Source organism: Streptomyces sp. NBC_00647 (genome assembly GCF_045207245.1).
Lineage (GTDB): Bacteria > Actinomycetota > Actinomycetes > Streptomycetales > Streptomycetaceae > Streptomyces.
In genome coordinates this window covers 993,934-1,006,966 of record NZ_CP109040.1, presented here as the reverse complement: position 1 = coordinate 1,006,966, position 13,033 = coordinate 993,934, and the positions used below count along the sequence as shown (strand labels likewise).

Below are 13,033 nucleotides of genomic sequence, written 5' to 3'. Positions count from 1 at the left end.
GGGCCGCGACCACGAGCAGGGAGTCGTCGTGCGTCGTTCAACGGGGAACACCTGGCGCCGTGTCGCCGTCATGGCCCTGTCGGCCGTGTGCGTGGGCTACGCGCCGATCGCGATGACCGAACTGTGGCCGTACACGCGTCCCGGCGCGCCCGCGTTCGGTGAGTGGCTCCTGGCCCATGTCGTCTCGCCGCGCTACGTCGCGGACGCGCTGGCCACCCGGATCGAGCCGTACCGCCACAGCCTCGTCCCGATGATCGTGCACTCCGTGCTGGGCGGCCTGCTGATGCTGCTCGGCCCCGCGCAGGTGCTCACCGCCGTACGGCGCCGCCCCCGGCTGCACCGCGTGCTCGGCGTGGTCTTCGCGGTCACCGTGTACGCCTCGATGGCGGGTGCCGCGCTGTACCTGGCGCGCACCGCACCCGAGGACGCGTTCAGCGGCGCCGCCTTCTGGATCGTGCTCGCCACGATCCTGGTGGGCACCGTGATGAGTGTGACGTTCGGTGTGCTCGCCGCCGTCGGCGGATTCCCCGACCTGCACCAGCGCTGGATGCTGCTGTGCTACGGCTTCCTGCTGACCGCACCCCTGCTGCGGTTCGAGTGGGGTGGCCTGCCCCTGATCCTGCCCGGTCTGTCGATGGCGGAGATCAACCGTGTGGCGACCATGCACCTGGGCTCGGTCGTGGCGTTCGGCGCCCTGATCGCCTCGCGTGCCCTGGACCGGCGGACCACGGTCGCCGGGGTGTCACGGTCGTGGGCCCCGCTGCCCGTTCTGGTCCTCGCGCATCTGGCCGGTGCGGCCGCGATGACGTGGATCGTGCGCTCCTCACTGGACTTCGGCACGCAGGGGCGGCGACTGCTGCTCGCCTATGTCCTGCCGTACGCCGTCACGTACGCGGTGATGGCCCTCCGTGCCCGGCGTGCCGGCCGGGAGGGCCGTCTCTGGGCGCGGGAGGAGTGGCGTCTGCACTGGGTGGCCCTGTGCCTGGCGCCGGTGCTGTCGGCCGGGGCCGCTCCGCTCTTCGAACGATCGCTGGGGCTCGACCGGCTCACGGCGCTGGCCGCCGGGGCGGCGATCGGCTGCGGTGCGCTGGCGTTCGCGGCGACCCTGACGGTGAGCTTGCGCGTCATGTACGCGCGGGAAGTCCTCAAGAGGGCCGCGCCCGCCCGCGGTACGGCTTCCCGCCTCCCGACGCCGGTCTCCTAGCGGCTCGTGCACGTCATCCGCCTGATCCTCACGTGATCCCCGTCCGGAAACGGAATCCCCATGCCGAACGCATCCGACCTGCCCCGGCACGACGACACCGCAGAAGGCCCGCAGCCGTCGCGAGAGGCGAAAGAGCCACGTGAGGCGCAAGAGGTGCAAGAGGTGCAACAGGCGAAAGAGGCACAAGAAGTGCGAGAAGCGCGAGAGACGCAGCAGGTGAAAGAGGCGGAGGAGGCGCAGGACGTGCCGGTGAGCGCGTCGGGGCGGGCCGCGGAGCCCCTCGTGTCGGGCGGGCGACCCTTGACTCCCGGTGTGGCGATGCTGGCCACCGCCGTCGCTGTCGTCAGCGTCCCCGTCGGCGGACTGCTGGCGGCCGTGGCCCTCACCGGGCACGTCTTCGGCGCGTGGAGCTCGCCCGAGTCGCTGACGCCGGGACTGATCGGGGCGGCCATGCTCGGCACCGCGCCGGGACTGTTCGCGGTGGCCACCCGTGCCCGCGCCTGGCACGAGGCCCGCACGCTCGTCCTCCCGCTGGCCGTCGTCCTGGTCGGCCTGTTCACGGTGAGCCTGCTCAACGCGGGGCACCTGTACATCGCGCGGGGCGGCTCCATCGTCCCGGTGCTGTTCAGCCTCGGCTGGCTGTTCGTCCTCGGAGTGCTGTGCGTGTGCGCCCTGATCGCGCTGGCGTGGCAGCACTTCACCCCTGACCAGCCGATCGGTCCGCGTGTCGCGCCCCTGCCCGGCTGGTCGAAACCGGCGCTGGCCGTGCTCGGTTCGGCGTGGCTCGGCATCGGTACGGGGCTGCTGGCCCGGCCCGGCTTCTGGGCCGACTTCGTGCCGTGGAGCGTCAACCGTCCGGACGCCCAGGCGCTCGGGGCGTGGGCGCTCGCCCTGGGGGTCGGCGTCCTCGGCGCCCTTGCCGAGGACGACCTCGGCCGTACCGGCTCGGCCCTGGTCGCCCTGCCGGGCACCGCGGTCACCCTGACCGTCGTGCTGGTGTTCCGCGCCTCGGCCGTCGACTGGTCCTCCGGCCCGGCTCTCTGTCTCGTCGCCATGATCGCGGGGCTGCTGCTGGCGGGCACGAGTGGGCGCGTACTGCTGACGAAATCCCTGGCGCCGCAGCCCCGGCACTGAGGGCAGCCGGCACGCCCGGCACGGCCAGCCCGCCCGGGACTCGGGACTCGGGACTGCCGGGACTGCCGGGACTGCCGGGCCAGGACTGCCAGGACGGCCGACATAGGCGGCAGGGCGGACGGGCAGGACCAGCCAGCACAGGCCGGACAGAGCGGCACAGGCGGCACAGGCTGGACAGGGTGGGACGGGCAGGACAGACAGGGCGGGCCGGGTGGGCCGGGTGGGCGAGTCGGACCGGGCAACCGGGCGCATGTGCTCCGGCGTACGACATCGGGCACACCGCCCCTGGGCTCGCAGCACCGCCACCTCGATCCGGGAGGAGAGTGGGCGGCCCCCTCGGGGGGCGGACGGGCCTTCGCTGCCGAGTCCCGGAAACGTTGCCCGCGCCATTGGTTCCGGAGAGGGGCAGGGCCGAGGTCCGCGCGGGAGCGGCAGGATACGAGGCGTTGGCCGACGAGGAACGACGCTGGGGGTGTGAGAGCTATGCGCCGGTGGTGTTCTCCCACGCCCGCGCCGGAGCCGCATCTGGCGGCGCATCTGCGGAGCACGGTGTGGGGCCCTGCCGAGTTCGTCGGTCTGCCACCTCGGTGGCTGGTGGGGGAGGGCGTCCTCGCCGGGATGCTCGGGGCCGGGTCGATCGTCGGCGTCGGAGTCGTCGGCGACTGGACGGGGGTGCCCGCACTCGCCAGTGGTGAGGCCGGACTGCTGTGCGCCGGAGTCCTCGTCCTTCACCTGGTTCTCGTGCGGGCGGGGCGAGCCCTGGTCGGCATCGTCGCGGTGCTGGGCGTGTGCCTCGCCTTCCAGGCTCCGCAGACCGTCGCGGGGGTGGTGCCGGTGCGCGGGGTGCGGGTGGAGCCCATGGTGGTCATGTCCGTCGAGGGCGGCGGGCATACGGGCGCGGGCCGCACCGGCTACCTGTGCTCGGTGGTCGCGCGGGACGGCGTACCGCTCAAGGTCCCTGTCCGGTGGGGCTGCGGGCGGACCACACGGCCGGGGGACGTGCTCGCCGTGGTCTACGACCCCGAGGGGAGGGTGCCGCCGCGCGCCGTGGCGGCAGGACCGGCGACCACCGGGCCGCTGCGCGACCTGGCCGCCCTGGCCGCGGCGCTCGTCGCCGGATGCGTGCTCGCCGTCGTCCGCTCCCACCGTCTCACCCGTGCGACCTCCGCCGCCTGATGCCGTCCGCCGAGTGACCCCTTCCGGCTGCCTCAGATCGCTGGGGTGCCGCCGTCCGGCACCGGTTCCGCTCACAGCGGCAGGATCACCAGGGCCGTGTCGTCCGTGGCGCCGCCGGGCGGGAGCAGGTCCGAAAGGAGGGCGTCGGCGAGGGCATCGGGCTCGGCGTCCCGGTGGTCGGTCAGGGCGGCGGCCAGGCGTCCGAGGCCGACGTCGATGTCCTCACCACGGCGTTCGATCAGACCGTCGGTGTACAGGGCCAGGAGGTCGCCCCCGGCGAAGTCGATGGAGGCTTCGGGGCGGGGCACGTGATCCGGCCGGGCTCCGAGAGGCGGGTCGGTCGCCCGGTCCAGGAACTCCACCCTCCCGTCGCCGTGCAGGAGGGCGGGCGGGGGATGGCCGGCACTGCTGTAGGTGATGACGTGGGTCTCCCAGTCGATGCAGGCCGTCACCGCCGTGGTGGACTCGGCGCCCTCGACGGAACGCGCGTACAGCCCGAGCACCTCCAGGGCTCGCGCGGGGCCGCTGGAGGCCCGGGACGCGGCGCTGAGGGCGCTGCGCAACTGGCCCATGACGCAGGCGGCGGACAGGCCGTGGCCCACGACATCACCCACCGCGACCGCCATGCGGTCGCCGGTCAGGGCCACCAGGTCGTACCAGTCGCCGCACACGTTCAGCGCACTCGTGGCCGGCCGGTAGCGCACGGCGGCATGGTGGGGCCCCACCTGGTGGGGTGACGGCAGCAGGGCGTCCTGGAGGGCGACGGCGACCTCCCGTTCGCGGGCATGGGCCCGCCGCAGACGATCGTTGACCTCCTGCAACTCCCGGGCGCGCGTGTACAACTCGGCCTCCATGACGGGGGTCCGGTCGCCCTGCGCCGGCCCGCCGCGGGCGCGGATGAGTTCGGTGACCTCCTCCACCCGGTGGACCAGCAGCACCACGGTGCCGTCCTCGCCGATCACGGGAGCGTTGACCGGACTCCAGTACCTCTCCTGCCAGACCCCAGGCCGGTCCAAGGACTCGACGTCATAGCGCTGCAGGGCCATGGCGTCGCGCTCCCCGGTCTCCACCACCCGGCGCAGGGACGCCTCCAGGTTCCGCATGCCGTTGGCAGTCGGATCGTCCGGCCGGTCGGGAAACACGTCGAACAGGTACCGGCCGACCAGCTGCTCGCGGGAGCGGCCGGAGTTGCTCAGATAGTCCTCGTTCGCGTCCACGAAGACCATGTGCGGGGTGAGCAGCGCGACCATGCCCGGCAGGGCGTGGAACACGCCGCCGTAGTCGATCTCTGCTCCCGCCACTTGTTCACCCGCCTCACGCCGTGGCCTGGTCGTGCCCACGGTGGAAGCGGCGGAGCACCCGACCCTGCCCCACCCGCCCAGGTCATGGCCACGGGCTACGCCCGGGGCCCACGTGTGGTGCAGTCTTCCCATCAGGCCACCGGACCGCGTCCGCTGCAACCGCGGAGGAGCTGCGCGCCGCCCTCGCCGCGGGCCGGTCCGCCCGGGACGGGCCGGTCTGTCGGCGTTGCCGAGGTGTCCACGGACCATTGCTCCATACGGTGTTGCTGTGAATTGGAGAGGCGGTTGAACACGCCGGGATCCGCGTGCGTATAGGGCTGGGGGATTTTCCATGCCGAGCCGACCACGACGCGTAGGAGCACTTCCTTGGGACGCAACACGCGCAGACGCCCCACGGGCGCACGACGCGCGACCTCAGCAGCTGTCGCACTGATATTGGGCGGAGGCGGACTGGTAGCAGTCAACGTCTACGCATCGGCGACCGAGAGCGGGGCGGGTGACCCGCAGGGCGCGAACGTCCTGTCCGCCGGCGCCGCCACCATCGACTGCCCCGACATCGGGGACGAGTTGACGACGGTGCCGGAGGCCGCGAAGGGGGATGTCGACAAGGAACTCGCGCTCCTGGACCAGCAGATCGCCGAGGCCTATCAGCAACTCCAGGCAAAAGCCGACCAGATGCAGCAGAACGGCGACAGCGACGCCGACGCCATCATGAATCCGCTCAAGGAGAAGCGCACCGAGTCGATCGGCCGCATCGTGGCCGCCATCGACGGCGCGGGCGAGCGGCCGGACGGGCTCGACGACCTCGCGGCCTGCGAACTGCGCTCCTCCGGCAACCAGTCCGGTGGCGGAGAGAACGGCGGTCAGGGCGAGGACGGACAGGGCGGCGCCGGGCAGGCCCAGGGCGGTGCCGCCGGACAGGGCGACCAGCAGGGCGGTGGCGCCCCGGCCGGCAACGGCCCCGTGGCCGCCGACTTCGCGGACATCAAGTCGGTCCAGCCCAACGTGCAGAAGCCGCAACCCCAGGACAACGCCTCCCGGGGCGAGTTCGCCACCAGTTGCGGCGTGAACGCCAACGGCCTGTTCAACTCCGACAACGTGATCGTGGCTCCCGGTGTCACCAACGGTGCCCACCACTTCCACGACTATGTCGGCAACCAGTCCAACAACGCCTTCGCCAGTGACGGCGACCTGGCCAAGGCCGACACCTCCTGCCAGGACGAAGGCGACAAGTCCTCGTACTACTGGCCCGTGGTGCGGCTCCAGAACGGAACCCGCGAGAAGGACGCCGACGCCGCCGGAGGCGGGACCGAGGGCAACGCCGGTGAGATCGTCACGCCCAAGCAGGTCACGCTGGACTTCGTCGGCAGCCCGCGCAGCAAGGTCACGGCCATGCCGCGGCTGCTGCGCATCATCACGGGCGACGCCAAGGCGTTCGTCAACGGCAACACCAACGCCAACGCCTCCTGGAGCTGCACCGGTTTCGAGGACCGGCAGTTGAAGGACAAGTACCCGGTCTGTCCGCAGGGCAGCGACGTGGTCCGCACCTTCAAGTTCCAGAGCTGCTGGGACGGCGCGAACATCGACAGCGCCAACCACCGTGCCCACGTCGCCTTCGCGGATGCCGAGGGCAACTGCCCCGGCGGCTTCAAGGCCATTCCGCAGCTGGTCCAGCGCATCGTCTACGACATCGACGCGCCGAGTCTGCAGGACGGTGGCCGTACGTCACCGTTGTTCGCGGTGGACTCCTTCCCCGAGCAGCTGCACAAGCCGGTGACGGACCACGGTGACTTCATCAACGTCTTCGACGAGGGCCTGATGAACGACATGGTCGACTGCATCAACGCCGGCCGGAAGTGCGGCGCGGGCGCGGGGGCGGAAGAACCGCAGGACCCGTCGCAGAGCGCCGAGCCCCCGAACCCCTCGGAGGAGGCACCGAACCCTTCGGAGGAAGCCCCGAACCCGTCCGAGGAGGCGCCGAACCCGTCCGAGGAAGCACCCGATCCTTCGGAGGAAGCCCCGAACCCCTCCGAGGAGCCCACGGAGCAGCCGGCGCCCACCGCGGACGACCCCTCCGACGGCAACGAGGGGTCAGCCCCCGGTGACGACGGCGGCGGGCAGACCGAGGAGCCCTCGGACGACGCGCCGAGCACCGAGCCGGCAGGCGACAAGGAGTCTCCCGTCGACGTGGAGCCCAAGGCCGATGTGACGGCGTCGCACGACACCGCCGACCACGGCCAGAGCGCCGAAGTGGGCACGCCCGCTCAGACGGCACCCGCGGCCGGATCGGACCCGTCGGCGGCCTCGCAGACCGAGCCGCAGGCGGTCGGGGGGCTCGCCGAAACCGGGGCGAACCTGTGGCCGGCCGCGATCGGCGGGATCTGCGTGGTCGCCGGCATCGTGCTGCTCCGCCGTATCCGGCGCAGCGCGATGTGACACGGACCCGTCAGGACGGACACGTCCTGACGGGCGAGTTCCGACGGATGAGTTCTGAGGGGGCTCGTGGCCTGTGTGGACAGGGCACGGGCCCCCTCGGCCGCGTTCCGGGCGGCAATCTCGACCGGCGGTGTGCGCCGATTCACAGCATGCTGGTGGAAGACGCGATCATGTCGTCCACATTGGGGAAGGCGAAGCTCCATGGACGCATCAGAGCAGGCACCGGATGACCGGCCCCTCGACCTGTACCTCGAAATGCTCCGCCTGCGTATGGCTCCGGCGGACTACGCGCTCTTGCTGCGGATGGTCGAGCCCGTACTCCAGGCGATCAGGGAGGAGAGGGCGGGAGCGATCGAACTGAATCTGGACGGCGCGGAACCCGACAGCGTCTCGCAGGAGGTCCGTGACGAGGCGTCCCTCGTGGTCGCCGTGGCCGTCACAGGACGCCTGGACAACCGGATCGTCGAGCTGGAGACCGAGGAGATCGGGGTCGTCCGGGTCGTCACGGATTCGGGTACCGCGGATGATCCCGAGCGGTGCAAGGAGATCGCCGACTTCATCGGAGAGCGGCACCGCCAGGACGAGGAACTGCGCGGCATCGCCGAGGTGAGCGGTCTGCCCACCGATGTGTGACCCCCTTCGGAGCGCTCCGGCCCGTACCGCGACGCCGTAGGCCGGCCGGTCGGAGCGCTCTCACGCGACCGCACGTGCGGGTCCCACCGGCTGGACGGGCCTCGGGTGTCCCGCGCGGGACGGATCGCGCACGCGGAGAGCCCCGGTCCGACGGTTTCCCCGGACCGTGTGCGCCCCCTCGCGGCCCGGTCGCCGGCGATCATGGTCCTGGGGCCGGAAAATATGGCGTAGGGTTGAGTTCAACGACGCGGGGTGGAGCAGCTCGGTAGCTCGCTGGGCTCATAACCCAGAGGTCGCAGGTTCAAATCCTGTCCCCGCTACTCGAAGACCGAGGGGCCGACATCTTGATGTCGGCCCCTCGGTCGTGTTGTACGCCCCTGAACCCCCGGTCGGCGCGAGCCAGGGTGAAAACGTACGGGTGTGCCCATCCGGCACGTGCTGGGCGGGTGGTGCCGCCACAATGAGCCCATGTCGAAGATCCAGATCGGTGCCGAGCGCGTCGCGGCAGCCGCCCGCTCCCGAAGTCGCCGAGGATTCGCGCTGATCGCCATCGACGGTATGGGCGGCTCGGGGAAGTCGACCCTGGCCTCGGCCGTGGCCGGGCTCGGGGGCGCCGTCGTCGTGCACGGAGACGACTTCTACCGTCCGATGGACGCGGACGAACGCGCCGGACTGACCCCCGCCCAGGGCTACGACCGCTACTTCGACTGGCAACGGCTGCGCGACGAGGTGCTCACCCCGCTCACCGCCGGACGCGACGCGGGCTACCGGCGCTACGACTGGTCGACCGGGGCTCTGGCGACGGACGGGAGCCTTGCGGTCGCCCGGGACGGCATCGTCGTCGTCGAGGGCGTCTACACCGCTCGGCCCGAACTCGCCGACCACTACGACCTGGTGGTGTACGTCGACACCCCGCCCGACGAATCCCTGCGCCGGCTCCGTGTCCGCGGTGACGACCACGGCCCCATCGACTGGGAGGCCCGCTGGCGCCTGGCCGAGGAGCACTACCTGGCCACGACCCGCCCCCGGGAACGGGCCGACCTGGTGATCCCCGGACACTGAGACCGGCCGAGCGCCGGGCGATGTCCTCACCGGGGCGGGCGGCGCGCGAGACAGCGGCACAAAAAAGCACCGCCTCCGGGATGACCGGAGGCGGTGCTTGTGGAGCGCCGGGCAGGCCTTGCACCTGCATTTCCCCGCAGGAAGCGGGGCGTCTTTCCTTGGACCACCAACGCCGGGCTCGTCACCGATGGTTCGGTGCGGGCTCAAGATCCAGCATATCAGCTGACCGGCGGTCCGACGCCAACCCCCGGCGGGCCGGAACGCGTACGCCGAAACGGAGTGTTTGATTGCTGTTTGGGGAGACGTGACGCGCATTGTCGGCCAATAACCGCGAGGGACACCGGCCTTCGCCGCGTGGCGCCTTCGGGCTTCTCGTGGCCGGAAGACGCCGGTGGTGGCGCCGCGCGCGCACGGCCCGGCGCGTGCGCCGGTTACCCCGTGCAATCGACATCGGGGGACCGTCGCGCCGGACGGTGTGGGCCGGTGATGCGGGAGTGCGCGCAGGTGACCGGCGTCGACAGGGGTGCACCGCGGGCCACCCGCCCGCGTCGGTGACTGCGCGGCCGTGAACGCGCACGGGGCCGGACGACCTGCCGGGGGACACGTTGGGTGTCGGCCGGGCCGGGCTCCGCGCGGGTGGGTGCGGGCCGACGTCCTCCGGCCAAAACTGGCGGCGCCGACCCGCTGTCCCGTTCCGTAGGGCCCTTGTCGCTGTCGGTGGCCGGTGATTAGGCTCCGGCTCACTTTCGCACTTCGTACACATTTTCTGCACGTGCGGGCCGGCCGGACGGGCCGGTCCGTCGGTTCCTGGCGCGTAGCGCGACCTCCTCGACCGGGAGCGTCGCCGGCCGGCACGGGAAGCACGGGGGAGGTGGAGATGGTCGACGAGTGCGCGGCATCGCGGCCGACCGCGGATTCCCGCGGCGAGCGCGGGAGCACCGCCTCCGCGGCCCGGCGACCCGCCGACCGAGGCCGGCGCGACGTGCGTCTGCTGTGGCTGACCAACGCGGTCGACGGGCTCGGTACCCAGACCTCCGGTGTCGTGTTCCCCCTGCTGCTCCTGCACTTGGGACACAGCCCCGCCGTGGCAGGCGTGTTCGCCAGCGCGGCCGCGCTCACGGGAGTGACCCTCGGCCCCCTCGTCGCCGTCCCCGCCGACCGGGGTCATCGGCGGCGCATCATGATCGCCTCGGCGGTGCTGGCCGCCGCGGCCATGGCGGGGCTCGCGATCGCCGCGGCCCAGGGCCGTACCTCGTTACGGATTCTCGTGGCGCTCGCGCTGGCCGAGCGACTGTGCGCGGTGACCTACGAGGCCGCCGCACGCGGTGCCCTGGTCCATCTCGTCGCCCTCCCGGACGAGTTGCCGCGGGTCGCGGCCGGGATCCAGACCGGCGACCAGGTCGCCCTGGTCGCCGGACCCGCCCTCGGCGGCGTGCTCTTCCAACTCGCCAGGCCCCTGCCCTTCCTGGCCGACACCCTCTCGTACGCCGTGACAGCGCTCGGCGTCCGCGCGATCCGTACTCCCGTCGACGAACCACGCGGGAAGCGCGGCCCGCGCCCCGGCGTCCTCGGGACGCTGCGCGCGGTGCCGGGTGACGTCGGAGCCGGACTCGCCCTGGTCGCTCGCTCCGCCGTGCTGAGACTCGTCGTGACCTGGACGTCGGTGGCGAGCGGCGTGGTGACGCTGCTGTCCTTCACCGTGCTGTTCGTGCTCGGCGCGCACGGCGGCACGGCGGCGACCGGCCTGGTCCTGGCGGCCTCGGGAGCGGCGGGACTTCTCGGCTCACTGCTGTCGGTGCGGGTGGTGAGACGGTTCGGAGCGCGCCGGGCCCTCGTGACGGCGACCTGGCTGCTCATCGTCCCGACGGCCGCGCTCACCGCGGCCGACGGCCCGTGGGTCTTCGGAGCGGCCTTCGCCGGGCTGTGCGTGCTGGTGCCGGTGATCACCGTCGTCCTGTCCAGCGCGGCCATCGCCGCCACTCCGCGGGAGACGCAGTCGCGGGCCGGAGCCGTCATCGGGTCGGCGGCCGCGCTCGCCGCCGCCGGCGCACCGGCCGGCGCCGCGTTCCTGGTGACCGAAGTCGGGCCCCGGGCACCCGCGTTGCTGTGCACCGCCGCCGTGGTCGTGCTCGCCGGATACACCCATGCCGCCGCTCGCGGGACGCTCACCCCGGCCACCGCCGACGGAGCCCGACGACCCGAACGCGCGACCGGGCCCTCGACCCGACAGGAGCCGCAGCCATGAGCGATCCCTACCAGGTGTTCCGCGGCTCACTGCCGGACGTCTGCCCGAGTGACCCGACCCGCATGGTGTTCGCCGGGGACGCCGAGGGGCGCTGCGAGGTGTTCACCTGGGACGCGGGCACCCGCAGGGCCCGCCAGGTCACCGACCGCGTCGGCGGGACGGCGCACTGCGCGATCGACGGCGACGCCTACGTGTGGTGGTTCGAGGACGACGCCGAGGGGAACGGCCGCTGGTGGTTCCGCGCGTTCGACGGCGGACCGCGATGGCCCGGCCTTCCCGGAGCACCCGCGGGGCAACCACGCGGTCTCGCCATCGCACCGGACGGAACGGTCGCCGCGGCCGTCGCCGACTCCGACGCCACGACCCTTCTGGTCGGACGCCGCGGGCGCGCGGCACACACCCTGCTGCGCACACCCACCCCGTTCCGGCTCGGCGGCATCAGCGCGGACGGCGGCCTGCTGGTCGTCGCGACGGCGCCCGGGAACGCCGCGGCCGTCACCGTCCTGACGACCCGGGGCGAGACGGTGGCGGTACTCCCCGGGACGGGAGAGGCGCGCGGGTCCACGGACCTGCCGGCCCGTCCGACGGACCGGGACGCGGCGGGGCGCCTGTGGTGCCTGGGGTTCTCCCCGCGGCAGGGAGACCGGGATCTGCTGCTCGTACGGGAGAGCGGGCACCGCTACGTCCTGGAGACCTGGACGCCCACGGCCGGGACGGTCACACATCCGTGGTGCTCCTTCGACACGGAGATCACCGCCCGCTGGTATCCCGAGGGCCGTGCGGTACTGGTCCGTCAGGAGCGGCACGGACGCTCCCTGCTGCACCGCGTCGAGCCGCGCACCCGCCGCCGTACCCTCGTCCCCACGCCCGCGGGCAGCCTGCTCGACGCGGCACCGCGCCCCGGCGGAGCCCTGCACTACATGTGGACCGACACCGCGCACCCGCCCGTGCCGCGCGCCACCGACGCGACCCCGCTGCCACCGGCCGGCCTCACGACCGTCGTGCCCGGCCACCACACCGACCTGTGGACGCCGGTCCCCGACGGCCGCGTCCACACCCTGCTCAGCCTGCCGGAGCGGCACGCGTCCGTACCGCCACCGGCCGTCTTCCTCGTCCACGGTGGACCGGCCGACCACGACCGGGACGCCTACGACGCCACCGTGCACTCCCTCGTCGCCTCCGGATACGCCGTCGTGCGCGTCAACTACCGCGGCTCCACCGGATACGGACCGAACTGGCGACGGGCGTTCACGGACGGTGTCGGGCACACCCAGGTCCGGGATCTCGCCGCCGTCCGCGCCGAGCTCGTACGACGACAGCTGATCGGCGGCGACGCCACCGCGCTGTGGGGCGTCTCGTGGGGCGCCTATCTGGTCCTGCTCGCCCTCGGCACCCGCCCCGGCCTCTGGCGGGCCGGCATCGCCGTCAAGCCCGTCGCGGACTGGGTCGCCGCCCATCGCTCGACCACGCCGGCGCTCCGGGCCCTGGACGTACGGCTGTTCGGCGGCACCCCCGACGAGATGCCCGAACGCTACGCGCGGAGCTCGCCCCTCACCTACGCGGCCGAGGTCGCCGCGCCGCTGCTCGTGGTGGGCGCGACGAAGGACACCAAGTGTCCGCCCGGTCAGATCCACAGCTACCTCGGGGCCCTGGAACGGGCGGGGGTGCCGCACGAGGCGATGTGGCTGGACACCGGACACGACGGCTACGACGGCGCCGCCCATGTCTCCGTACTGCGCCGGTCCCTGCGCTTCCTGCACACCCACCTGCCCGCCACGCACCGGCCGGCCGGCCCACAGCGTCCCCCGGCACGACTCGGGGGATCCCGGTCCCACTGATGCA

9 protein-coding genes and 1 tRNA gene are annotated in these 13,033 nt (G+C 72.7%); 9 read left to right on the top strand and 1 reads right to left on the bottom strand.

Annotated elements, in window-relative coordinates; genetic code table 11:
• The first annotated feature begins 28 nt into the window (after nt 1–28).
• The 3 genes from OG788_RS04395 to OG788_RS04385 all read left to right on the top strand — a co-directional run bounded on the left by OG788_RS04395 (nt 29) and on the right by OG788_RS04385 (nt 3,514).
• Nucleotides 29–1,204, top strand: coding sequence for a DUF2306 domain-containing protein (locus OG788_RS04395; RefSeq protein WP_406369182.1), 1,176 nt, complete (start codon nt 29–31; stop codon nt 1,202–1,204).
• A 189-nt stretch (nt 1,205–1,393) separates the two neighbouring features.
• Entirely contained in the window at nt 1,394–2,338 is a 945-nt protein-coding gene (locus OG788_RS04390; RefSeq protein ID WP_406369181.1) for a hypothetical protein, read from the top strand.
• A 483-nt stretch (nt 2,339–2,821) separates the two neighbouring features.
• Nucleotides 2,822–3,514, top strand: coding sequence for a hypothetical protein (locus OG788_RS04385; protein WP_406376665.1), 693 nt, complete (start codon nt 2,822–2,824; stop codon nt 3,512–3,514).
• A 71-nt stretch (nt 3,515–3,585) separates the two neighbouring features.
• On the opposite strand, the gene OG788_RS04380 is transcribed toward OG788_RS04385, so the two are convergent.
• Nucleotides 3,586–4,815, bottom strand: coding sequence for a PP2C family protein-serine/threonine phosphatase (locus OG788_RS04380; RefSeq protein WP_406369180.1), 1,230 nt, complete (start codon nt 4,813–4,815; stop codon nt 3,586–3,588).
• A gap of 366 nt (nt 4,816–5,181) precedes the next feature.
• On the opposite strand from OG788_RS04380, the gene OG788_RS04375 reads away from it, so the two are divergent.
• From OG788_RS04375 to OG788_RS04350, 6 genes are all read left to right on the top strand, one after another.
• On the top strand, nt 5,182–7,251 hold the full coding sequence (locus tag OG788_RS04375; protein WP_406369179.1) for a DUF1996 domain-containing protein: 2,070 nt from the start codon (nt 5,182–5,184) through the stop codon (nt 7,249–7,251).
• 201 nt (nt 7,252–7,452) lie between these two features.
• Nucleotides 7,453–7,884 carry a hypothetical protein gene (locus OG788_RS04370; RefSeq protein WP_351544077.1) on the top strand — a complete coding sequence of 144 codons (432 nt, stop codon included), beginning with the start codon at nt 7,453–7,455 and terminating at the stop codon, nt 7,882–7,884.
• 246 nt (nt 7,885–8,130) lie between these two features.
• Nucleotides 8,131–8,204: transfer RNA gene (locus tag OG788_RS04365), tRNA-Met, on the top strand.
• Nucleotides 8,205–8,352: 148 nt separating this feature from the next.
• Nucleotides 8,353–8,946: a uridine kinase gene (locus OG788_RS04360; protein ID WP_406369178.1), complete on the top strand. Its 594-nt coding sequence runs from the start codon at nt 8,353–8,355 to the stop codon at nt 8,944–8,946.
• Between the two features lie 877 nt (nt 8,947–9,823).
• Nucleotides 9,824–11,191: an MFS transporter gene (locus OG788_RS04355; protein WP_406369177.1), complete on the top strand. Its 1,368-nt coding sequence runs from the start codon at nt 9,824–9,826 to the stop codon at nt 11,189–11,191.
• The gene (locus tag OG788_RS04350) at nt 11,188–13,029 is read left to right on the top strand and encodes an alpha/beta hydrolase family protein (protein WP_406369176.1); all 1,842 of its coding nucleotides are present in this window, start codon (nt 11,188–11,190) and stop codon (nt 13,027–13,029) included. The genes OG788_RS04355 and OG788_RS04350 overlap by 4 nt, the downstream gene beginning before the upstream one ends.
• The last annotated feature ends 4 nt before the right edge of the window (nt 13,030–13,033 follow it).

Coding starts and splice junctions, on each gene's coding strand:
- OG788_RS04350 (WP_406369176.1), top strand. CDS start 11,188: ATGAGCGATCCCTACCAGGTGTTCCGCGGCTCACTGCCGGACGTCTGC.
- OG788_RS04360 (WP_406369178.1), top strand. CDS start 8,353: ATGTCGAAGATCCAGATCGGTGCCGAGCGCGTCGCGGCAGCCGCCCGC.
- OG788_RS04385 (WP_406376665.1), top strand. CDS start 2,822: ATGCGCCGGTGGTGTTCTCCCACGCCCGCGCCGGAGCCGCATCTGGCG.
- OG788_RS04355 (WP_406369177.1), top strand. CDS start 9,824: ATGGTCGACGAGTGCGCGGCATCGCGGCCGACCGCGGATTCCCGCGGC.
- OG788_RS04370 (WP_351544077.1), top strand. CDS start 7,453: ATGGACGCATCAGAGCAGGCACCGGATGACCGGCCCCTCGACCTGTAC.